General features: G+C 59.2%; 18 protein-coding genes and 2 pseudogenes. 10 read left to right on the top strand and 10 right to left on the bottom strand.

The features are described 5' to 3' along the window. Nucleotides 1-464 precede the first annotated feature (464 nt). The 7 genes and pseudogenes from C3E79_RS03405 to C3E79_RS11825 all read left to right on the top strand — a co-directional run bounded on the left by C3E79_RS03405 (nucleotide 465) and on the right by C3E79_RS11825 (nucleotide 4071). Nucleotides 465-1694 (top strand): IS110 family RNA-guided transposase, encoded by a 1230-nt coding sequence (locus C3E79_RS03405; RefSeq protein WP_092149648.1) that lies wholly within the window; start codon nucleotides 465-467, stop codon nucleotides 1692-1694. Between the two features lie 111 nt (nucleotides 1695-1805). Next, nucleotides 1806-2054, top strand: coding sequence for an LGFP repeat-containing protein (locus tag C3E79_RS11580; protein ID WP_235840641.1), 249 nt, complete (start codon nucleotides 1806-1808; stop codon nucleotides 2052-2054). Continuing rightward, nucleotides 2051-2302, top strand: a complete 252-nt coding sequence (locus C3E79_RS11575; protein ID WP_235840642.1) for an LGFP repeat-containing protein — start codon at nucleotides 2051-2053, stop codon at nucleotides 2300-2302. Before C3E79_RS11580 ends, C3E79_RS11575 begins: the two co-directional genes overlap by 4 nt. A gap of 54 nt (nucleotides 2303-2356) precedes the next feature. Further along, nucleotides 2357-2911, top strand: a pseudogene (locus C3E79_RS03395) (transposase). A gap of 426 nt (nucleotides 2912-3337) precedes the next feature. Beyond that, nucleotides 3338-3856, top strand: coding sequence for a DDE-type integrase/transposase/recombinase (locus tag C3E79_RS03390; RefSeq protein WP_425266440.1), 519 nt, complete (start codon nucleotides 3338-3340; stop codon nucleotides 3854-3856). Further along, nucleotides 3843-3971, top strand: coding sequence for an integrase core domain-containing protein (locus C3E79_RS11830; protein ID WP_108403636.1), 129 nt, complete (start codon nucleotides 3843-3845; stop codon nucleotides 3969-3971). Before C3E79_RS03390 ends, C3E79_RS11830 begins: the two co-directional genes overlap by 14 nt. Then, nucleotides 3931-4071 (top strand): integrase core domain-containing protein, encoded by a 141-nt coding sequence (locus C3E79_RS11825; RefSeq protein WP_108403635.1) that lies wholly within the window; start codon nucleotides 3931-3933, stop codon nucleotides 4069-4071. The genes C3E79_RS11830 and C3E79_RS11825 overlap by 41 nt, the downstream gene beginning before the upstream one ends. A 49-nt stretch (nucleotides 4072-4120) precedes the next feature. Here the strand turns inward: C3E79_RS11825 and C3E79_RS11300 are convergent, their stop codons facing one another. The 10 genes and pseudogenes from C3E79_RS11300 to C3E79_RS03340 all read right to left on the bottom strand — a co-directional run bounded on the left by C3E79_RS11300 (nucleotide 4121) and on the right by C3E79_RS03340 (nucleotide 19887). Beyond that, nucleotides 4121-4294 carry a hypothetical protein gene (locus tag C3E79_RS11300; RefSeq protein ID WP_158268493.1) on the bottom strand — a complete coding sequence of 58 codons (174 nt, stop codon included), beginning with the start codon at nucleotides 4292-4294 and terminating at the stop codon, nucleotides 4121-4123. A 246-nt stretch (nucleotides 4295-4540) separates the two neighbouring features. Further along, entirely contained in the window at nucleotides 4541-6259 is a 1719-nt protein-coding gene (locus C3E79_RS03375) for an FtsX-like permease family protein (protein WP_146183394.1), read from the bottom strand. 7 nt (nucleotides 6260-6266) lie between these two features. Further along, nucleotides 6267-6839: an ABC transporter ATP-binding protein gene (locus tag C3E79_RS11820; protein ID WP_425266439.1), complete on the bottom strand. Its 573-nt coding sequence runs from the start codon at nucleotides 6837-6839 to the stop codon at nucleotides 6267-6269. 812 nt (nucleotides 6840-7651) lie between these two features. Continuing rightward, a pseudogene (locus C3E79_RS03365) lies at nucleotides 7652-8889 on the bottom strand (IS3 family transposase). A 491-nt stretch (nucleotides 8890-9380) separates the two neighbouring features. Continuing rightward, nucleotides 9381-9605, bottom strand: a complete 225-nt coding sequence (locus tag C3E79_RS03360; RefSeq protein WP_108403632.1) for a hypothetical protein — start codon at nucleotides 9603-9605, stop codon at nucleotides 9381-9383. A 233-nt stretch (nucleotides 9606-9838) separates the two neighbouring features. Continuing rightward, nucleotides 9839-11344, bottom strand: a complete 1506-nt coding sequence (locus C3E79_RS03355) for an ABC transporter ATP-binding protein/permease (RefSeq protein ID WP_158268495.1) — start codon at nucleotides 11342-11344, stop codon at nucleotides 9839-9841. 140 nt (nucleotides 11345-11484) lie between these two features. Beyond that, nucleotides 11485-13980 (bottom strand): class III lanthionine synthetase LanKC N-terminal domain-containing protein, encoded by a 2496-nt coding sequence (locus C3E79_RS03350; RefSeq protein ID WP_146183395.1) that lies wholly within the window; start codon nucleotides 13978-13980, stop codon nucleotides 11485-11487. Nucleotides 13981-14046: 66 nt separating this feature from the next. Next, nucleotides 14047-14874, bottom strand: coding sequence for a trypsin-like serine protease (locus C3E79_RS03345; protein WP_108403629.1), 828 nt, complete (start codon nucleotides 14872-14874; stop codon nucleotides 14047-14049). A gap of 135 nt (nucleotides 14875-15009) precedes the next feature. After that, on the bottom strand, nucleotides 15010-15147 hold the full coding sequence (locus C3E79_RS11815) for a SapB/AmfS family lanthipeptide (RefSeq protein WP_412778865.1): 138 nt from the start codon (nucleotides 15145-15147) through the stop codon (nucleotides 15010-15012). A 225-nt stretch (nucleotides 15148-15372) separates the two neighbouring features. Continuing rightward, nucleotides 15373-19887 carry an ATP-dependent helicase gene (locus C3E79_RS03340; protein WP_108403628.1) on the bottom strand — a complete coding sequence of 1505 codons (4515 nt, stop codon included), beginning with the start codon at nucleotides 19885-19887 and terminating at the stop codon, nucleotides 15373-15375. 32 nt (nucleotides 19888-19919) lie between these two features. On the opposite strand from C3E79_RS03340, the gene C3E79_RS03335 reads away from it, so the two are divergent. Genes C3E79_RS03335 through C3E79_RS03325 form a run of 3 tightly spaced genes read left to right on the top strand, consistent with a single transcriptional unit; the run spans nucleotide 19920 to nucleotide 21941 of the window. Continuing rightward, the gene (locus C3E79_RS03335) at nucleotides 19920-20666 is read left to right on the top strand and encodes a 3'(2'),5'-bisphosphate nucleotidase CysQ (RefSeq protein WP_108403627.1); all 747 of its coding nucleotides are present in this window, start codon (nucleotides 19920-19922) and stop codon (nucleotides 20664-20666) included. Between the two features lie 4 nt (nucleotides 20667-20670). Continuing rightward, nucleotides 20671-21471 carry a thymidylate synthase gene (locus tag C3E79_RS03330; protein ID WP_108403626.1) on the top strand — a complete coding sequence of 267 codons (801 nt, stop codon included), beginning with the start codon at nucleotides 20671-20673 and terminating at the stop codon, nucleotides 21469-21471. Next, nucleotides 21471-21941 (top strand): dihydrofolate reductase, encoded by a 471-nt coding sequence (locus tag C3E79_RS03325; protein ID WP_108403625.1) that lies wholly within the window; start codon nucleotides 21471-21473, stop codon nucleotides 21939-21941. The genes C3E79_RS03330 and C3E79_RS03325 overlap by 1 nt, the downstream gene beginning before the upstream one ends. The last annotated feature ends 287 nt before the right edge of the window (nucleotides 21942-22228 follow it).

Genomic DNA, 22228 nt, shown 5'->3' with positions numbered 1-22228 from the left:
GCACCGCCACATACCCCTCGCCTTGACAAGCGGTGGCCTCTCATCTCGCCTCACACCACACCCGGTCACGGCCGGCACCCCGAGGGAAAGATGTGACCTGCTGCCCCAGTATCATGCACTTAGCAACGAACGTATTGGACAGGTGAGACCCCTAACCAACAGTCACAGATACCCCACGCTAGCGGACACTGATAATGGGAGTGCGGGACAAGAACCATCCGGAATGACCCACTAACGGACTGGCCACAATCTGATTGTGTGCCTTCGTTGCGATCTGTCTTCCGGGCTGGTTCTCGCCCCGCACCGCGATCCGGCGATTCGGTCATGACCTCATAGGAGCGTGACCTCTCACCGTGACCACCCCGGCAGGTGTCATAGTAGTAGTCCCATCAGTGTCCTGTCTGCTCGAACCCTCGGATCAGCGGCTACCTTCATCACTTCCCTATGCGAAAGCGTTGACAGCCATGACCACAGACATCGACCTCTCCGCAAGCCCCGTCGCCGGGGTCGACACCCACACCGACACCCACACCGTCGCCGCGGTGACCCCAACCGGCCGGCACCTGGCCACCGAAACCTTCCCCACCACCAGGCCCGGCTACACACACCTCGCCGAGTTCCTCAGCAAGCACGGTGTCGGCGCCGTCGGAGTAGAAGGAACCAACTCCTTCGGTGCCGGATTAACCCGGCACCTCATAGACCGTGGCTACACGGTCGTTGAAGTCCTGCGCCCGGCCCGCAGCATTCGACGCCGGGACGGGAAATCAGATCCGGTGGATGCCCTTGCCGCCGCGCGACAGGTCCTGACCGGGGAAGGGCTGAGCACGCCTAAAGATTCCACGGGCCCGGTGGAGTCGTTACGAGCGTTACAGATCACCCGGAAACAGCTGGTGTCCACCACCGCGAAACTCATCACAACGATGAAGTCGTTGCTGGTCACAGCCCCTGATGACATCCGCACCCGCTACGCCACGATGACCAACCACGCTCTGGTCAACGCGTTGGTGTACTGCCGACCGTCGTCGGATGTTACTGATCCGCGAAATGGTGTGCTGACCAGCCTGAAGATTCTGGCCACGACCTACCGCGCATTGCGGGTGCAGTGCGATGAGCTGGAAACCCGGATCGCTGCCCTGGTGTCAGTGATCAATCCCCATGTCAGCAACATCGTGGGATGTGGGGCTCTTGTTTCCGCTGATCTGCTGATCAGCATCGGCGATAATCCGGAGCGCATCCACTCCGAAGCAGCGCTGGCGCACTTATGTGGAGTGGCTCCACTGCCGGCAAGCTCTGGGCGAACCAACCGGCACCGGCTCAATCGTGGTGGTGACCGGCGGGCGAACTCAGCGTTGTACCGAATCGCTATGGTGAGGATGAAGTGTGACCAGCGCACCAGGGAGTACGTCGCCCGGCGTACCGAGGAGGGGTTGTCGAAAAGGGAGATTATTCGCTGCCTGAAGCGCGCGATCGTCCGGGAGATCTACCGGGTCATATGCACCAGGCGCAGTACGTCACAGCCCAGGGATCTTCGTCGGGATGAGTTGAAAGAACTGCGTATCGCGAAGCATCTCACCCAGGTGGTTGTAGCGAAGCATTTGGGGTGTGCCCCGGCGAGGATCAGTGACATCGAGACTGGAAAACGTCCGTTGACGGAATTAGCATCGGCCTACGAAAAATTTCTGAAAAGCGCTTGACACAATATAGGAGCATCGCAACCTGGCGGATGAGGGGCACCGCGCAAAAAAGTACTTTCCTCGCAGAGCAAAACCTACAAACTTGTTGTAATGTAGCCATTGTCTGAAGGCATGTTCAATAGCGCCTTGCAACGCGACGCGTCCATCTGCTGGCACCCGAATGTTGGTTTCGGCACCGCCCACCAAGTCGGCGGACGCATCAGACACAAATGGGGCAATCTCGGGTGGGAAAACGCCGCCCTGGGCTACCCCGTAACCGATGAGTTGAAAACACCTGACGGTGTGGGCCGGTTCAACCACTTCCAGGGCGGGTCAATTTACTGGTCACCGATCACCGACGCGCACCAAATCTGGGCGTGATCCGGGATAAGTGGGCAGCGCAAGGATGGGAGACTGGGCCGTTGGGCTACCCCACCACCGATGAGTTGACCACCCCAGACGGAAAAGGCAAGTACAACCACTTTCAGAACCAATCGATCTACTACTCGCCTCCTGGTGGGGTACACACTATTAGCGGGAAGATTCGCGACTACTGGGCCAAAGCTGGCTGGGAAAAAGCCCCCTCGGATTCCCGTCATCGGATCCGTACACGGCCGGCGGCGGGGTGAAGCAGAACTTCACCGGTGGTGCCATCCAAGCATTCGAACTCACCGGGGTAGAGAGTGCAGGCCTGCATCGTGCATCTGATTCGGGCTGCCAACCGGTGGGTATCCTATCAGAACCGTAAACCCGTCTCGCACGCGCAACGTCAGGTCTATACCGCCGCGAACGAGAACACCGCTAGAGCCGCGTTGGACACGTTCGAAGCCTCTGAACTGGGGCAGAAGTACCCGCAACCGTGAAGGTCTGGTGCGACGCGTGGGAGCGGTTCGTGCCGCTTCTGCAGTCCCCCGGCAGCTCGTCGAGTACCTTACACCACCAACGTGATCAAATCTCCCAACGCCGAACCGCGCAAAGCAACCCGCAACAGAGGCCAATTCCCGAACGATACTGCGGCGATGAAGACGCTGTGGTTGATGATCTGCAACATCGAAGACAAGCGCGCCGCCCAGCGTGCGAAGAAATCAAAACGTGCCATCGACTGCAACGGCTATATTGAAGGCGCTAAAACCTCCGGGTGGAAACAAGCCATTGGTCTGGGCTGGATTACATGGACCGTGCGCTTTGATCGTGTTTTTCGTGACAGCCCCTGTTGGCAGGAAGCCTGGTCATCATGAAGAAGTTTTGGAAACACACCCCTGAGCAGATTGTGCCCAAGCTCGACATAGCCCGGTCTATGAGGGTCTCGGGTGGTACTGTGGCCGAAGTCTGCCGTGACCTCGGCGTCAGCGGGGAAACGGCCATCGCTGAGTCAAGCAGTACGGCGAGAGGTCCCGCAGCGAAGCCCGCCGCTTTCAAGAGCTGCAGGAAGAAAACGCCAAGCTCAAACTCCTACTCAGGCAAGCCGAGTCGGAAAAGGCGCTGCCGAAGGAGCTTGCGGAGGCAGCATTCTGACCCCGGCACGCAGAGATGAAGCCATCGATTACGCCCCTTCCGTGGATTATTCGGTGCGCTTTGCCTGTCGGGTCGTCGGGGTATCCACGGTGGCGTCCTACAGCGCCGGCAAACCCCACCAGGAACCCAGCCTGGATACGTAAGCCGCTCTGCACAGTTGGCTCGCCATCTTCGCTAGTAAGCACCAACGCTGGGGCTATCGCCGCGCGTGGGTGAAAGGCCGACAGGCCGGCTTTACCTGTGGCCATGATATGGTGAGCCGCCTGAGGCGCCAGGAGGGTCTGCGGGTCTTTCCTCGCAAAGCTCCTAAGCGACAGTGCTTGCCCGCGCCAACACCCCACACGCAATCAGCGGCATGTCTGGGGGACGTGTGGGCGCTGGACTTCCAATTTGATAGCGGCTACCAGGGCAAAGCCTTTAAGATCTGCAACATGATCGACGAATTCACCCGTGAGCATGGTGGTTTCGAGGTCGCTCGGTCAATCACCGCTACTGCGGTCATTGACCTGCTGGAGAATGTAGCCGCTGCGCGTGATGGCAGGCCTCGGGTGGTGCGCATGGATAACGGCCCGAAGTTCATCAGCCATGAGCTGACACAATGGGCAGGCAAGCAAGACCGAGCAAGACACTGTCGATGCGTTCATCCCGCCGGGAATGCCCTGGCATAACGGGGCTGTGGAGTCCTTCCACAACCGGCTACGTGACGAGCTCCTAGAAGACGAGATGTTCGACAACCCTGCCCATGCGTCGCGCTGCCTGCCGATTGTGGTCGAAACGCTATAACACCCATCACCCTCATTCAAGCCTAGGATTTATCCCGCCGACTGAATACGCCAACCAATGGCACCAACCCCAGGAAAGCACTCAAACCGCCCGATCCTAAAAAACCAGCCCGGCCCACTCCCCGATGGCAAACTTACGGCGAATTAAGCTTAATACGCCTTGTCATCGAAGCTCAGCTCCCCGAATGCTTCGGCTACTGAGCGCCCGCGGCGCTTCGGTGTCGATGCAACCCCGTACTCGCGCAGGCCAAACGCCGGCTCCCCTTTGAGCCTCTCCACGCTCAACGGCTTCTTCCGGTCCACGCGCTTCAGGCCGGAGGCCACAGAGGGCAGTAACTTGACTTGGATGACAAGATCGACCGCCCCCCATGTCGATGCCGAGCTCGAGCGATGAGGGAGATACCACCGCTTTAAGGGCCACGTCCTTTGCGGGGAGCTTTCTCTGAGGGACTAACGGTGGCTTAAGGGGATCTGGGGGAGGGAGACATCGACGGCGGGATTGGTGCGTGTTCTTGGTCGATTCGTCGCATAATGGCGCAGGGCAGTGTTCCCGGCACAGGGCCAGAATAGCTAGCTTTGGATGCGCTCTCGCGGGGTGGGGAGGAACGCCGTGGCGCTGGTCAAGAGGAAGACTAGAACGAATAGCACCCAGAGACCCGCCGGCATGAACGGCATCCACGCTCCCACTTCGCCGGTAGTGACGAAGTAGGCGACCATCTCGTACCAGAAGCTGGCCAAAAGGGCTGCGAGTATCGCCGTCAGGTACGGGAATAAGATCGCCCAAAACGTGGTGAGCTGGATGCTAGTTTGAGTCTTTCCGAGCAGGTGGAGAGGTGCGAAAAAGCTCCTCAAGCCTTCGCGCCTTCCGATAGCTTCCACGAGAAGAATGACGCAAATAGCGAGCAGCGTATACGCCACGAGGGGAATAAATCCAGATGTCCCGTCCCCATTGGGCCCGAAAAAGATTTGCGTATCGTTGCCCGCGTTGCTTGCCCACTCCTTGGCTGGAACGACCCGGTAATCATCGCTCACCTGCGCGGAGCCGTCAACGACGGCGAGCGCCCAGTCCGGGTTGACTGGGGGATTCACTGAAACAGCCTCGGCAAGCTTCATCGAAGCGAAGTGGAATGGGTTGTCGCCTTCTGGCTCGATCTGACCTGGCAGAAATTCATTTAGCACTTCAGAGCTAGTTGCCGATAGCGTGTAATCATTCGCATATTTGCGCTCCACCGATTCCTCGCCGGAACCGAGAATATCGGACGGCTGCCAATAGACAACCCCGTGGCACCCCTGCCCGAGTTCGTCGCATACCGCCTCCGCCTGGGCCGGGTGGAGCAACTGTTTCTCCTGGCTGACCACAATAGGAACCTCGCTAACGCTTTGCTGCGCGTAGAAGCTTCCGCCGTCCAAAGACGCGTATGCCCACGTGAATCCGGACAGCGGGATAGACAAAAGCACGGCAGCCAACCCCGTCCGTGTGATCGTGCCGGCTGCATCAATTGAGCGAATCCCGAGCGAAGGCGCAGTCCACCCAACGACGCGACTGAGCACAGTTGACACTGCACCCCCAATTAGTCGGCCTATCGGGGCCGCGAGGACCGCAGCGACAACTGGGGCCGAAATAACCATGAGCGCGACTCCCGCGTTCGAACCCCCAGTCGCAATACTCCACACACCAACGCCGAAATTCAGCGCCAGCGCCACGTAACCGACAGCCAACCCGGCCTTCCTCCACGCACCTGATCTTGGGGCCGAGTCCGTGCTGCCCTCGAGCACCCGCTCAAACCGGATCGTGCCCACGCCAATGAGGTAGATGAACATCATCACGACCGGGGCGGTGGCGAGAACCGCCTGGGGCGAGCCCCAGACATCAGGCAACCGCTTGTTCATTCCGATAAACAAGAGCCGGAAGAACGGATCAGCGATTAGCCTGCCCAGCACGACGGCGGATGCGGCGGCCACCAAAGTCAACAACACCGCCTGAAGCACCAAATGGCGTTGGAAGAACGCATTGCTCACTCCGAGATTTTTCAGCGCACGGAGCGTCGGTCGGTGGTCGACGATGAAGTTTTGGTGTGCCAATCTCACGCCGGCCAGCGTCGGGACTATCGCGATCAGACTGAGGTTGACCACGCCCTGCTTCAGGTCCGAGCTACCCCCGGTGGAGAAGGCCACATAGAGGATAGTCCCGACAAGCGTCCCGATCACCACTGCGGTAAACAGAATTCCCGCCATGTATGGACGAACGGTCGTTCTCAGTTCGCGACGATAAGCTGCATGCGCATCCATTTTCAGCTCACTTCCCCAACTCAAGCAGGGTGTGCGCGGTCCCGCCAAATAGCTCCTGGTGAGAGCAATACACAACGATCGCACCCGCCTTCGCAGCCTCCAGCATTAGGGACTCGACGATAGCGACATTAGCTCCATCCAGCGCGCTAACGGGTTCATCCATCAGCAACAGATCCGGCTGCGACGAGAGTGCCTGGGCTATGGACACTCTCTGGCGCTGCCCACCCGAAAGGTCGTTCGGGAAAGCACCGGCGTACTCCGACATGCCCAAGCGGTTCAGGAGCGACGCCTGCCCCGAGCGGTCGAACCCGCGCCCCGCGACGTCAACTGCAAGAGCCAGGTTTTCCTCACACGTCAAGCTCTCTAAGAGGGTCGGAGCCTGAGGGACGAACCCCACATGCCGAGCTCTCCATCGCGCGGCCTGATTCACCGACCACTTATCTGCCTGCTCACCGTCAATAATCACCCTCCCCTTCGTTGGGTTACGGAGACAGGCGAGCAGTTCAAGGACAGTCGACTTACCACTGCCCGACGGTCCACTAACGACGTAAACACCAGCAGTACTTAGCCTGAACGACACATCATCTAGTACTAGGGGGGAATATCTCCCGTAGCGAAACTGAAGTTTATTCCATCTAATTTCAACCACTAGGTTCACCTCTCTTTGACTGGGTACGACAGTATCATGCCGAGCCTAATCACCCAAGGATCCCGTTCGCACAATGCTGAAGAGCACTGGGTTTGTGAGAGACGGGGTTTCAGCCGCGCGAGCGTAAGGTGGTGGCCGTATCCGGGTGGGTGAGACAGTGGCAGGCCTCGTGCTCGATGGGTGGTACGTATCAAATGGAGCTGGGAAGGCGTTCATTTGGAGCTGGGAAGGCGTTTATTGTTGTACCGAAACATCCAGCTAATAGTGGCCTTTTCCACCTCTTGCCACGTACCCCACGTCCGTTTTTGAGATTCGATCTCTTCGCTCGTGTACAGGACACTCGTTGATTCCATCAGCTCATTGTCATACGCATCTCCCACGGTGCCGATGGAGTCGGTAATCCCTTCTCGTTCAATCAACACAGTGTCGTCACCACTGGTATACTGGGAACTAGCATCCGAATGATGAATAATCCCTACAGGCGTGAACCTAGGATCATGCCGAGACCGAGCTGCAAGAGCCTGCCGGAGTGCATCGAGAATCCCTAACGGGTGGACACCGCCTACCCCAGAAACCGGCGGGAGTACACGTCAGTGACGAAGGAAACATAACACAATCCATTCATGTCGTAGACTAGTTGAAGTCGGCCACCCACCACTGATTCGGGCGAGCAACACTACTCCACGCTTACACTGGTCAGAAAACCTCGGGTTTGAAGTGTACTGGGTTTGGTTCGGCTTCTTTTAGGCCCCAGTGTTGACGGGCTGGGTGAGACAGTACTCGGTTTCTACTTCCTGTGGGGTTGCGTAGTCCAATGCTTCGTGAGTTCGCTTGGTGTTCCACCAATGCATCCACCGTAAGGTGGCGAGCTCGACTTCCCCCACCGACGTCCACAGGCCTTGGGCATCAATGGGTTCAGCTTTGTATAGACCGTGGACTGTTTTGAGCCACAGCGTTGTCATAAGAATCGCCGACTGTTGCCACACTCGGCCGGATCCCGGACTCAGCCAAGGCCATGGAATACGTCAAGGACACCTACTGGCTACCCCGATCGCTATGGTGAACCAGGTGGTTGCCATGGATTCGCCCGGCAGTCGTGAGAGGTGCTCCAAAGCCTCCGTAGGCAGCGCGTTAGTACGCATCGTAGAGCGTGTGGCAACACCGACAATTTTCCGGCTGAAGATATCAACGACAAACGCGGTGTAGGCGAATCCCGACAGGGTACGGAGGTAGGTCATTTCGGTCATGTCGGCAACCCACAGCCTACCCGGTGCTTGTGCACGCACGTTTCGTCGCACAAGCCCCTTACGATGATCCGGTGTCTATAGGCTGACCGTTGTCACGCGGCTGCGCCCACGTCTCCGGCCGGAAACACCTGCCAGTTTTATCAGTCGGGCAGACTTGTCACGGCCAATTTGAATGCCTTCATGGTTCATGGCGTGCCACATTGTACGGGTGCCGTAGACCGAGAAATTCTCCGCATGCTAACAGTGGATCTCTCGGATGAGCAGGCTACCCGCTTAAGGCTCTCGCGCTAGGGACGCATGTGGCGGCTTTTCGGTAGCCGCGGGAGGTCATGAAACCAGGATCTGCCTGCCTTAAAGGATTCGGCAGATGGCCTCGACCCCACACTGATCCTTATAAGCGTCGATGTAGGAGATCATGTGGTCGTGGCTCGCTCGAGCTCCGCCGCGAAAAAGCCGAAGCAGTCTGAACAATCCCGTTAGCCCGCCTAAGCTCGCGGTTTTCCCTGCGCAGGCGCTTTGAGTCCTTCTTCCATGTTTCCCCGCCTGACGCGACACAGCGGTCACGCACTTCAGGCGCTGTCACGGTACCAGGCCCGCGACGTGTGGTGAGATACGCCGAGCAGCTCGCCGACCTCCTTGTAGGCGCGTTGCAATGAAGACGACTCCAGGCGGACCATGTCGATGATCTGATGGACCGCCTTTTCCTTGAACACGACCGAATGCTTTCCGAGCATAGTATCCAATTCTTCGTTAGCTGAGGTAGGAACCAAACCCAGGACGCTTCAGGTTCTCCGGGTCCGCCACGGTGGTACGCGAGGTCTTGTTGCGGAGTATACCGCTGATTCCTAGGACACGCATCGATCAGTCAACCTGGTCACGCCCGATCACCCAGCCCGCCGTTGAGCGACCCTACACGTTGATCGCCGCCCGTAGACGCACCGATTCACCTTCCACAGCGTAAACAGCCGGTTCGCGTCGTAGGCTTCTTCGATGTCTGCCGGTGTAGGACCTCAACCACACTGTCAATAACGCGAGTAGGTGACCGGTGGCATGGCGTACTGGTGTTCTTGTAACACCCGGCACATCCGCTCGATAGAATAAAGGCGCCAGTGAACGTGGAGGAAATCCGCGACTATGTGAGTATGCGGTCGAGCTCCGCTTGGGAAAAGCCAAAGGCCAATGACATGATATAGTTGACTTTCTTCAATTGTCTTTCCCTGCGCACCTAGGCAAGTTCGGCGCCCTTGTTCGCTTCAGGTGTACTCTTATCTGCCCGCGTTTTACTCTCAGCCCGGCGGATCCAGTCGTGCAGGGTCGCTGGGTTGATATCCGACATGGTACCGATCTTGCGGCGGGTTCCCGACTTAGAGGCTCCACCCGCTGCCAAGGCCTCGTGGTACAGGCCCAGCGCGCGTTCCCGCATCTCCTCGTCGTACTTAACGTCTGGCATGGTCTCACACTCTCAAGTGTAGGTCCAAGTGCCTCACGCACCCCGTACGGTTCATACGGGCGTTTTCCCTGGCCAAGCAGTGGCGCGATTTTGCCACCCGGAAGGACGGGTTCGCCGTGGTTCACCGTAGGGAATCGTCGTCAGCCCGATAATCACCCGACCCAAGGCTTGAGACACACACCTTCGCTCAACGACTGCCGATTTAGGCACTATTTCCAAGATATGTGGGCTGGTCACTCCTGCATTTTTATAACATGATCGGCTATATTTACAACCCGAACATCGTGCGTAATCACTACCCACAACTTGCTAAAACGGTTCACTTGTAAGTAGCTAACGAGTTGTTCAACTAACAGATCGTTAAGTCCGTTTGTCGGCTCGTCGAGCACGATCCCCACGGTATTTTGAGCAAGCGCACCGACAACAGAAAGGCGCTTTGCCTCTCCCCCAGAGAACACACCACGAAAAAAACTTGAATTGCCGGTTCTGCCCAATAGATTAGAAACATCAAGAGCAGTGAGTGCGCCATGTAGGAGACCATCATCCAAATCACGCTCCACTCCCCGAAGACCTTCGGCGAAATTGGGCGATTGCGCAGAATAGCTAAACCTAGAACGCAATTCTTCCGGACTAAGCGTCCTTCCTTTAGAGTCCCTAATACGGCCCCAACTTGGAGCTTCTAACCCAGCAATGATTCTCCCGAGAGTTGTCTTTCCAGCACCGGAGCGACCAGTGACGACCACCAAACCACGACTAGGAATCCGAAATTTAATGCGCGATAAAATTACTCTACCCTTAGGCGAGTCGCGCATTTCAAGATCGCCGACGAGAGAGCAGTCCAAAGCGCCAACGGTGTGAGATTCCATAGGTTCGCTCGCCTCTTGCGGAATACACTGCAAGCGGTAGATGCGCTGGATCAAAGCGGAGGTATATTGCCAGGAAAATGACGCTCCGGCAATAGACTGAACCGGGGTAACAACAAGTGAGGAGAAGAGGAAAACCTCTACAATTTGGTTCAATGCCATATCGCCGTTCGGATAAAGAACTACAGCTGACAGGCAGGCCATGGTTGGCGCAGTCGCACCGAAGAGCAGATCTGCAGGACTACCAAATTTGAGTTTCGAACAGAGAAGGCGAAGTCCACTGGACTGCACTGTTTTGATGGATTTGAATAGGTTCGACTCTCGCACCCCGCCCGAAAGAAATAGCCTACTGCGTGCTTCGTCATAACAGTCGATGTAGCCATACTGAAAACTTACGAAGCGTTGGTTAGCTGCCACAGCGTTCTCACTCTTCCGCCTTACACTCTTCAGCCCCAGGACAACGGACATACAGCCTGCCGTCAGCAATAGTGACGCTATAACAACAAGCAGGACATTAAGATGTACAAAATATATAGCTACACCTAAAATAATGGTTACATTCTTTGCACCTTCCAAGACCGGACGAATAATTCCTCCAATCGCCGCCGGTACCTCCGAGGCCGTCACTACGGGATAAACACGTTTCATTTCCTCTAGCTCAGTACCAACCTCAGCATGACTAATCTTAAGAAAGAGCTCCTCCCTAAGATCAGTTACACGTCGGAGCTGAATAACCTGATTCAAACCTTGAATCGCGACCGTCAGCCCAAGCTGACAGACCACCGCCGCCATGAACAAAACCGCAGCCTTGTTCCGCTCATTACTGTCGAAAGCAACCAGACCAGATAACAGCAGCGGCTGAGCGAGTTGGAGCAACGACGCAGACACATTAAGAACTACGAGTCCGCCCAGGCCTACGAGTCCTCTGCTTCCGATAACTGAGCATATGGGCATCCATGGAGCTGCCGGGGCCTTAACACAGCCTCCATGCGTCTGCCTATTATTCGCTGCCATACTCACTTGCCAAAAAGAGGCGTAGGAATGAAGTCCATTGGCGAATTGGGAGTAATCTTCTCGGCCCACGCCACACCTGCGGCACCACCTGTGAAGCTGCTATTAATTGACCTAGCGTCATCCCCAATTACCACGGAATGTCCTCTAAAACAGCCGCTGGACAACAGAATTTCTCGGTCGTACTGCGCGGGGCTTGGGCTCGGGAGGCCGAGCACCATTCTGCGCTTTGCAAGAAGCTTCAGCCCCGAAGCGCCCTTCATCAAAGACGGGAGCGCGATTACCCCGGGCATAACCGTTGGCAGCAACAGGGAGTCTACTTTGGGATTCGTGCCCACTCCTGAATGTCGCGCGGCATCCCGAGCCCATATCACTCCGGCCGACCCTACACCCAGATAAGGTAGAAACTTACCATCAGCGGATACCTGCAAACGGCCACGCCTGTCATGTTTGAGCCGCCTTTCCTCCTGTTCAATCATTGTGCTTACTAAAGGCGAGACATCTAACGAACCAAACAAGGCAACAGCGTTCAATACGGAGCACACGGTGCCTGACCACCCATAGAGTAAGCCTGGCGAGACGTTGACATTCCCCCTTCTGTCCAAAACCATAAGATTTAGAACCTCCTCTATCCGTTTGGCTAATCCCTCTAATCGATTCTCAAATAAATACGGCTTTTCCCTCATCAGAGATTCCAGAGCGACTATCAAACCGCCTATGCCACTTGTCAAGCTATGATCAAGATGCATAGGCTGTTCCAGCACTTCTTCCACCTTCCTAAAATAGGTGTTGAGATATTTGTCGTCGAGCGGCAACCCTAGAGTCAGTGAAGTAACGATATATCCAGAATGTCCTGACCACAACGAAATATCGTCTTCGTCAATGCTACCTTCGGAATTTTGCACCCATCGGTTCTCCAACTCCTTATCACTATGGCCCATCAGCCGCAGGGCGCACAGGAGGCTCCCAATACCACTACCAAAAGTATATATGTCGTTACGTTCAGATAAGTAGACATCGCTGAGCCCCACCCGGCTAGCAAGCCCCTTGGACGCACCAATGCCAAGTACCAAGGACTCGCTTGAAACCCTATCTAATGGCCGAGAGAAATTCTCGGGAGAATCCAATCTCTCTCTTCCAACTCCACAGTATTCATCAAAGAGCGTCTCTCCAGGCTCACCAAATAACGACTTTGCGTACTCCCGAAGAAGCTGCTTATTGTCAGGAAACACATCCAGAATAGGACCATGCCCAGTGAGCGCGAAGGCTGCCACTCGTCCCAAGGAGTAGTAGTCGGCGGCTGTTCCACGGACAGAGAGCGAGCCCGTGAAACCATCAGTGGAAATAACGCGTGCCTCGTCAATTGAGTCCGGAGTTCCCTCCCAGTCAACTACGTAGACATCGCCACTGTCCTCGAGAATTATGTTCTCCGGCGATAGATCATAGTGGAAAATGCCGATTTCATGTGCATCGCTAAGAATTTGTCGTACCTCATTCAGCACCTGGCCGAGCTTTAACAAATAGGTATCCTTCTCAATTTCATGGTAAGCCCTTCCTATCTGTTCGACTATCCAAGAATTCATTGAGCGCCCATGGATGAATTCATAAGCAAAGAACACACTTGGCCCAGCGTCGAAACAGCCCAAGAAACGGGGCACGCCTTTTATGTCCTTCAACATCTCCAAGGCCTTCTTTTCACGGTAGAATCGGCAGACGGTATCCCTTCCCAGTTGGTCGACCTCGGACCTTCGCCTTCCTTCCTTCACAAACGCTTCTTTCCCTTCAAAAATGGCGGAGAACGTAAGTCCCCTGGACGTATTCCGTAAAGGGACCACGTGCGTATAGGGCAGAATTACGTCTTTTGCCCTGTGCGCTCGGATCAGTTCATTAATCCACGGAGAGACTGGCGCCCAATCTGGCAACGAAAAAGTGGACTTCCTCTCCACCCATTCCACTCCGCCGTTTGGCTTTGTCATGAACTCTTGCGTAAATCCCGTTTCGGGATTGATTGCCGTTTGTAACACGAAAGGGCCGTAACGAATGTGCACTATCGACTCGCCTATCTGAATGTCTGTTAAAATTCTCGGGCCCTTGAATCCGTTCGTGAGTGAGACAAGTTTGGTGGCAACCTCCTCAGTCTCCACCTGCGTTTCTGGGTATATTGTGACGAATTTCCCGAAGAGATCACCAGGGATTCTCCTAGAGTTCCGTGTCTCAAGCTCTGTCCGAGACCTGATGTGCTTAAAATGCAGCCCCCTACTGAAAAGATATGGCTTGACCAGAGCGAGCAACTTGGTACTCTCGCTTAAATCGCAGGATAAATGTATCTTCCAGCCTTGTCGCGCAATATTGTTTGGTCTAAACTTGTAGTTTATCCAGTCCCCCCTCTCGTTAACTTCATATTCCCTCGGAGCATCGTCATCGAAACGTGACGAGTTGACTGATCTTGCAAATGATTGGCCCCACTCATCTTTCGTCCCGATGCTATGATTCGGCACCACTCTCTACATCCTTTCCGAAGCGCCACTTAATGAGTCGTTTATACTACTCAAGACATGCAATTTATACTACTCAAGACATGCAAGAGGACAGACGGCAAGGCTGCTAAAAGAGTCCGTCTCGTCGTCTGCATGAGTAAAGCGACTCAGCACCTCTTGAATTTCGGCACTGTTGAAATGTATATACGATTCTGCGCTGTATTTTCCAGATCCGATATCACATTGGTTCCCAGATTCTCCGGCGGTATGCAAACCTACTAATTGGTCACCACTGAGAATTGGTGCCCCAGAGTCACCGCGACATGTACTTCGCTGTGTAACGCTCACGGTTACAATTAGATCCCTGAAAGTCCAGCCCTCGGTAGTTCTCAATCGATCAATCCGCCCCACAAGCTCCAACGGTACCACTCGCAGTTTGCTCGACCCCTCTCCGTTGAAAGCAACCAGTGACAACTTTTCGCCCTTGCTAGGAAAGTGAGACGGGGCTGATAACGGCTTTCCTTCTTTCCTATGTAGCGTTTGGAAGAACGCGAGATCCCTGTCATTCGATACTATTTCGACCTGCGCTATCTCATCCCAGGTCCGCTCTGGCTGTGCTAGGAAGTATGTTGCCCCTCCTTCCGGAAAGCAATGCTGGCTCGTCACCCAAATCGATTCACGTACGTACACGGCGTTACAAATTTGTTCTAAGTCGTCTGCCCTTTCCGATCTTATCCATATTTTTCCTAGGCTCTGCTGCACACCTACGCGGTCTATATCATCTACCCCGAAGCTGCCGGCGCTCGCCTGTGCGAGAGGCGCCAGTACTAACGAAAGCCATACGATCAACCCTATCCCAACAATTGACGTATAGAACCCATGAACTGGTCCTTTGTCGGTAGTTTTTGCAAGTTTCATTGATTACTCCTTCTGACCAAATATTCCGCTATTTATAACGGTTAAGGGGTGGGCCCCCCCAAGCAATCGGAGATCCCCACCCCAAACGAGGCGATGCCGAGAATTTACCGTTGATAGAATCCCAGCAAGCGTGCGTTAGTTGTTACCACAAAACGCAATACTGATGTTCGAAGACCGGTCACTTCCGCATGCAGTGGCAGACAAGCGGCTCTGGGCCTCAACCCCTAGCTGAGGGACCTCGTTCGAAATTTCCTGAAGCTCGTAGAACGACATTTTTCACCTCCTTCCCTTCCGGGTTCAGCGTATTTGGTCTCTATGAACCTGACTCAAATTGCTCATGAACTTTTCTTTAATTCGCGCTCGAATCCTCATCAAGCCGCAGCACGCAGCACACGTACTTTCTTCCCCCGTGTTTAAGGTGGCCTTAGCTGCAGCATGCACAGTGCAGCCTATTGGGGGCTTCTGTGCGGCTCCACGCTTTACTCATTCCTCGTTCGGCTAAAGGGCCTTGCCCCTGATCCTAGCCCCCTTGGGGGCGAGTGCGGCCCCGCAATCACACAAGAAAAACGCCGCCTCCCCATTGATCCTTTCCACGGTAAAGGGCCTCATGCGTCCGGAATTCACCACCTCCGAAAGCGCCCCGACCACCAGCGGCAGAGGATCGCCCACCCCGTCGGGAAACGTGTCGAAAAAGGTGGTCATCGTCTTGCCTCCGCGGGTGAGGTGGGCGGCAAGGAGGCCGTCGATAAGCACGACGAGCGCCCCCGCGGAGCGCGTTGGCCCCTGGGCCGGCCACGGCAGTGCGGCGCCGTAGGGGTTGGCCGGGTCGGTGGCGGCGAGCACGTGGACGAGCGGCTCACGCGCGCCCGAAGGCCAACCGACGACGTCGTCGGAGTCCTGGTGCCCGCGCAGGCGGTCGATAGTCGCGGGCGTCGAAAATTGCGAGGCACCCAGCCCTTCGACAAGGTAGCCGCGCATCGCCTTGCCGGACTCCTCGAACCCGGAGAGCACCTTGTAGGCCAGGGCGAACCCGCCGAGGACGTCCTCGGCAACGACGCTGCCGCGCGTGAGAACGCCGTAGCGGTCCAGCCAGGCCTCGCCAAGCGCCACCGAGCGGCGGGTGGCATCGGCGTCAATCGTGGGGGTCGCGGCCCACCGACCCACCATGTCCGGCGAGGTCGCGCTGGCAAAGGACGTACGCCCCGAACGGATCCGGGAACGCGAGGGGCGCCTCTTAGCGCGATGCGCGGACCTCCCCGCCGCTAGCCGCGCGCGGATCGGGGCAAATGAATCCGGCGCGATGCAGCCGGCCTCAACGAGCCCCCAGATCGCCTCGCGCAGCTCCTCGCTGGTGGTGCCTTCCAAAAGGTCGCTAAAGAGGTACCCGCCGCCCCGGCGCACCTTCTCCATCACCTCGGCCTGGGTCAGCGAAAACGCCGGCTCGGTGACATCCGGCACAAGCTGGGAGGCGTAGTCCGCGGGCAGCAGCATGATCCACGGGTCGTTGGCCCCGGCCTTACCCGCACCGACGATGGCGATCTCGCCCGAGGCGGTGAGCTCGTCGAGCATCACCGGGGAGTAGTCGCCGACGCGGGAAGGCAGCACCCACGACTCCCAGGCGGAGGCGGGTAGGCGCACCCCGGCAAGCTGCTCGAGCACGGTGAACACGCCGTCCGCACCGCGAAGGGCCGGGGTCTGCCCCACCGGGGCGACGTGCGACCAGCCGGTGAGGAAGCGGGCGTAAGCCGACTGGGACACCGGCCGGGCCTGAGCGCGGGCGATAGCCAGGGAACGGGAGCGGATGATGCGCAGCACCTCGGCTGCGACGTACTCGGCCTCGTCGATGCCCTGGCGGAAGCGCCCCTCGATCACCTTCCCGGCATCCACCAGCGGCTGCAGCGCGGAGTAGGCCGCCCCGACCGCCAGCCCGAAGGCGCCGGCAAGGTCGCGCAGCGTGAACGGGCCGCGGGTGCGCACCCACCTGCCCACGAGCTGGGCCAACGCGTCATTAATCGTCGCCACCTGGGCGGGCACGCCGGGCGGGACGGGCACGCCCAGGCCGTCGCGAAGCAGCGGCGCGTCAAGCACCTGGGCGATATGCTCGCGCCCGCCGATGCGCACACGCATAACGCGGGAGCCCAGCGCGGCTTCTAGCGATGCCAGCGGCACGGACGTATACAGGGAAAGGTCGTCGATTGGGATCGGCCCGACGATGCGCAGGGTGTCGGCGAACTGCTCGGAGGTCTCGGCCTTGCCCACCCGGCGTAGCGAGGCGTCGACCTCGGCGATGACGGTGGCGTCGAGAAGCTCGCGCAGCTCGACGGTGCCGAGCAGCTTCGCCAAAAGCGAGGGATCAAGCGAGAGCGCGGCGGCGCGCTTTTCCGCCAGCGGGCTATCGCCCTCGTACATGAACGCGCCGGTGTAGTTGAACAACAGCGAGGAGGCGAACGGGCTGGGCTGCTGCGTGGTCACCTCCGCGATGCGCACGCGGCGGGTCGCCAGATCGCCCATCACCTCGCGCAGCGCGGGCAGGTCGTAGACGTCCTGGAGGCACTCGCGCACCGTCTCCAAGATGATGGGGAAGGAGGGGTAGTTGCGCGCGACGTCGAGAAGCTGCTCGGCGCGCTGCCGCTGCTGCCACAGCGGCGCACGCCTGCCGGGGTTGCGGCGCGGCAGCAGCAGGGCGCGGGCCGCGCACTCGCGGAAGCGGGAGGCGAACAGCGCAGAGCCGCCGACCTGCTCGGTGACGATGTCGGCGACCTCGTCGGAGTCGAAAAGAAAGAGCGAGGCATCCGGATCCTTCTCCCCCTGCGGCAGGCGCAACACGATGCCGTCGTCGCCGGCGACGGCCTGGGCGTCCATGCCGGTGTCCTGCGCGACACGGTAGCCCACCGCGAGCGCCCACGCGGCGTTGACCCCTTTGCCGAACGGGGTATGCAGCACCACCCGCCAATCCCCCAGCTCGTCGGTGAACCGCTCGAGCACGAGCGTCTTCTCGTCCGGGACGATGCCGGTGGCTTCTTCCTGCTCCTCCAAAAACCGCAGCAGGTTCCCGCGGGCGAACTCGTCGAGGGACTCATCGATGACCCTCTCCCGGCGGAACTCACCAAGCGCCTTGCCCAGCTCGTAGGGCCGGCCGAGCGAATCCCCGGTCCAAAACGGCAGCCGGCCGGTATGCCCTGGCGCGGGAGAGACCTGCACCTGGTCGCGGGTGATGTTCTCGATACGCCAGCTCGACGCGCCGAGGGTGAACACGTCTCCGACGCGGGACTCGTAGACCATCTCCTCATCGAGCTCGCCGACCCGGCGCGGGGCGGAATCCCCGCCGACCAAGAACACGCCGAACATCCCGCGGTCCGGGATGGTCCCTCCGCTGGTCACGGCGACGCGCTGGGCACCGGGGCGGGCCTTGAGAGTATTTCCCTCCAGGATGGCGCGGGGCCGCAGCTCCGCGAAGTCGGTGGAGGGATAGACGCCGACGACTAAGTCGATCACCGCGTCGAACACATCACGGGACAGGTTGCGGTAGGGCCAGGCGCGGCGCACGGTGGCGAACCATTCGTCGACGTCGAGGTCCTCGACTGCGACTGCGGCGATGGTCTGCTGGGTGAGCACGTCGAGCGGAGAGACCGGGGTATGCAGCTCCTCGATCATGCCTTCTCGCATCCGGGGCACGATCACGGCCGTTTGCACGAGGTCAGCGCGGTGCTTCGGATAGAACACGCCCTCGGAGACCGATCCCACCGAGTGCCCGGCGCGGCCCACGCGCTGCAGGCCGGAGGCCACCGAGGGCGGCGACTCGACCTGGATGACAAGGTCGACCGCCCCCATGTCGATGCCGAGCTCGAGCGATGAGGTCGACACCACGGCTTTGAGGGATCCCTCTTTGAGCATCGTCTCGGTGGCGAGGCGCTCCTCCTTCGACACCGAACCGTGGTGGGCGCGGGCGATGACGGGCGCTGCGTGCCCGGCGGTGTCGACGGCCTTCATCAGCTGCGCTGGGGGCCGCCTCAAAGCGGGGCTCAGCGCATCTGGATCGTGTTCCTTCGCCCACAGCTCGTTGAGCTGGCTGGTCAACCGCTCCGCGGTGCGCCGCGCGTTGACGAAGACGATGGTCGAGCGGTGCGCCATCACCTCCTCGTAGACGGCGCTCTCAATGTGGGGCCAGATGCTTGGCGACGCCTTCGGCGCCAGCTCGTCATCAACATCGAGCACCGCCTCCCCGATCGTCGAGGCGTCCTCGGCCACGGGCAGGTCGCTCAAGTCCTCCACGGGCACGCGGACACTCAGGGTCCACTTCTTCTCGCTGCCCGGGTTAACAATGGTCGTGTTCCTGCCGAGGAAGTTCGCCACCGCCTCCAGCGGGCGCACGGTGGCGGAGAGCCCGATGCGTTGGTAGTTCCCCGCCAGGTTCTGCAGCCGCTCCAGCGAAAGAGAAAGGTGCACCCCGCGCTTGGTGCCGGCGAGCGCGTGGATCTCGTCAACGATGACGGTGTCGACGCTTTTCAGGATCCCCGCCGACTTCGAAGTGAGCATGAGGTAGAGCGACTCCGGCGTGGTGATGAGGATATCCGGCGGTTTTCGGGTCTGGCGGTTGCGCTCGGCCTGCGGGGTATCGCCGGAGCGCACCGCCACCGAGACGTCCGGGACCTCCAACCCCATGCGCTGGGCCACGCGGGAGATCCCGGCGAGCGGGGCGCGCAGGTTGTTCTCCACGTCCACCCCGAGCGCCTTGAGCGGGGAGATGTAGAGCACCTTGACGCCGCCGTGGGTCGAGCGGGCGGCACCGTCGATGGGCAGCGCCTGCTGGCCGGCCCGCTCGACGAGGTTGTTGAGCGCCCAGAGGAAGGCCGCGAGCGTCTTTCCCGAGCCCGTCGGGGCGACAACCAGGCAGTTCTCGCCCTGCGAGATGGCCTCCCAGGCGCCTATTTGAACCGGCGTCGGGGCCGCAAACACCTCGCTAAACCAGGTGGAGACCTGGGGGCGGAAGCGGTCGAGAACGCTTGGGGTCATGCGGGCTACTTTAACCGGGTACTGTGTGAACCATGACAGAGCAGTACTCCGATTCGAGGCTGACCAACCTCATCGCGCAGGGCACGGGTGAGATTCTCAAGGGCATCCGCGGCGTCGGCCTGTTGCGCGGCCGGGAGCTGGGCGAGGCCGGCGACGAGCTCGCCCAAGACTGGATTGCCCGCGTGCTCGCGCAGCACCGCCCCGACGACGGTGTGCTCTCAGAGGAAGCTGCGGACGACCGCGCCCGCCTGGACAAGGACCGGGTCTGGGTCATCGACCCGCTCGACGGCACGAAGGAGTTCGCCACCGGCCGCCAGGACTGGGCCGTGCACGTGGCGCTGGTGGAAAACGGGGTGCCCGCCCACGCCGCGGTGGGACTGCCCGATCTCGGCGTAGTGTTTAAGTCTTCCGATGTCCGCCACGTCTCCGGTCCGCTGTCGCGCCGCATCGCGCTGTCGCGCAATCGGCCGCCGGAGGTGGCAAAGTTCGTCGCCGACAAGCTCGGCTTCGAGGCCGTGGGGGTCGGCTCGGCGGGCGCAAAGGCGATGCACGTGCTGCTCGGCGACTACGATGCCTACGTTCATGCCGGTGGCCAGTACGAGTGGGACCAGGCCGCGCCCGTGGGCGTGGCGCGCGCGGCGGGGCTGCACGCCTCGCGCCTTGATGGCTCCGAGCTGCGCTACAACAACGCCGATACCTACATCCCCGACATCGTGATCTGCCGGCCCGAGCTCGCCGACGACATCCTCGCCGCCTGCGCCGAGTACGCAGGGAAGTAGCCTCATGCCTATCCCCACCCCCTACGAGGACCTCCTGCGCGACATTCTGGACCACGGCGCGCCCAAGGGCGACCGCACGGGCACCGGCACGATCAGCGTTTTCGGCCGCCAGCTGCGCTACGACCTCGCCGACTCCTTCCCCCTCCTGACCACAAAGAAGGTGTTTTTCAAGGGCGTCGTCGGCGAGCTTTTGTGGTTTTTGCGCGGTGAATCCAACGTAAAGTGGCTGCAGGACAACGGCATCCACATCTGGAACGAGTGGGCGGACGCCGACGGTGAGCTCGGCCCCGTCTACGGGGTGCAGTGGCGCTCCTGGCCCACCCCGGACGGCCGCCACATCGACCAGATCCAGAGCGCGCTGGACACGCTGCGCACTAACCCCGATTCGCGCCGCAACGTCGTCTCCGCCTGGAACGTCTCCGAGCTCGACAAAATGGCGCTTCTGCCCTGCCACCTGCTCTTCCAGCTCTACGTCGCCGACGGGCGCTTGAGCATGCAGGTCTACCAGCGCTCCGCGGATATGTTCTTAGGCGTGCCGTTCAACATCGCCTCCTACTCCCTCCTCACCCACATGTTCGCCCAGCAGGCGGGCCTGGAGGTCGGCGAGCTCATCTGGACCGGCGGCGACTGCCACATCTACACCAACCACCTCGACCAGGTGCGCGAACAACTCTCGCGCGAGCCGCGGCCGTACCCGCAGCTCGAACTGCGCCGCGCCGCGAGCCTGTTCGACTACACCTTTAAGGACATCTCGGTCACGGGGTACAACCCCCACCCGGCGATCGCCGCCGAGGTGTCGGTCTAATGCTCGGCGCGATCTGGGCGCAGAGCCTCGACGGGGTGATCGGTGACGGCCACAGCATGCCCTGGCACCTCCCCGAGGATCTAAAACACTTCAAACAGGTCACGCTCGGCACGCCCATCATCATGGGACGGCGCACCTGGGAATCGCTGCCGACCCGCCCGCTGCCCGGCCGCGCCAACCACATCGTCTCCTCCCGTCAGGCCGGCGATTGGTCTGACGGTGCGTTTGTTTCCCGCGACATCCCCGACATCATGGGGGACGCCTGGATCATCGGCGGCGCCCAGCTCTACGAGTCCACCATCGACTTGGTCGACGTCATCGAGCGCACGCTTATCGACGCCGCTTTTAACGTCCCCGACGCCGTCTACGCCCCCCGGATCACCGAGGACTTCTCCCTGGTCTCGCAGACCGAGTGGCTCACCTCGAGCACGGGCCTGTGCTACCGCTTCCAACGCTTCGAAAGGATCTAGCGGAGCCAAAGGAAGGCCCGGCAAGTGCTGCATCGCAATGAGCTTCGGCAGTGTGCTTCAACCGGGCCTTCGCCACGAAGGATAAACCGTTCGTGACCCAGCCGAAAGCATAACATGCCAGTACGCGGTGATTCCGAATGCATCGGTCAAAATCGCGAAGAGTGAGTATATTGGCTTCTACTTGCCGAAGGAAAAAGATGGGGGTGATCCTGCATCCATTCAGGGAATCTTTCCAAAAATCCTCAGCACCTACGCACCTCTCAAGTGGTCGAATGACGAGAAGGAAC

The organism is Corynebacterium liangguodongii (assembly GCF_003070865.1).
GTDB classification, from domain to species: Bacteria; Actinomycetota; Actinomycetes; order Mycobacteriales; family Mycobacteriaceae; genus Corynebacterium; species Corynebacterium liangguodongii.
Note: the sequence above shows the minus strand (reverse complement) of the source record. Positions and strands in the feature narration are given on the sequence as shown.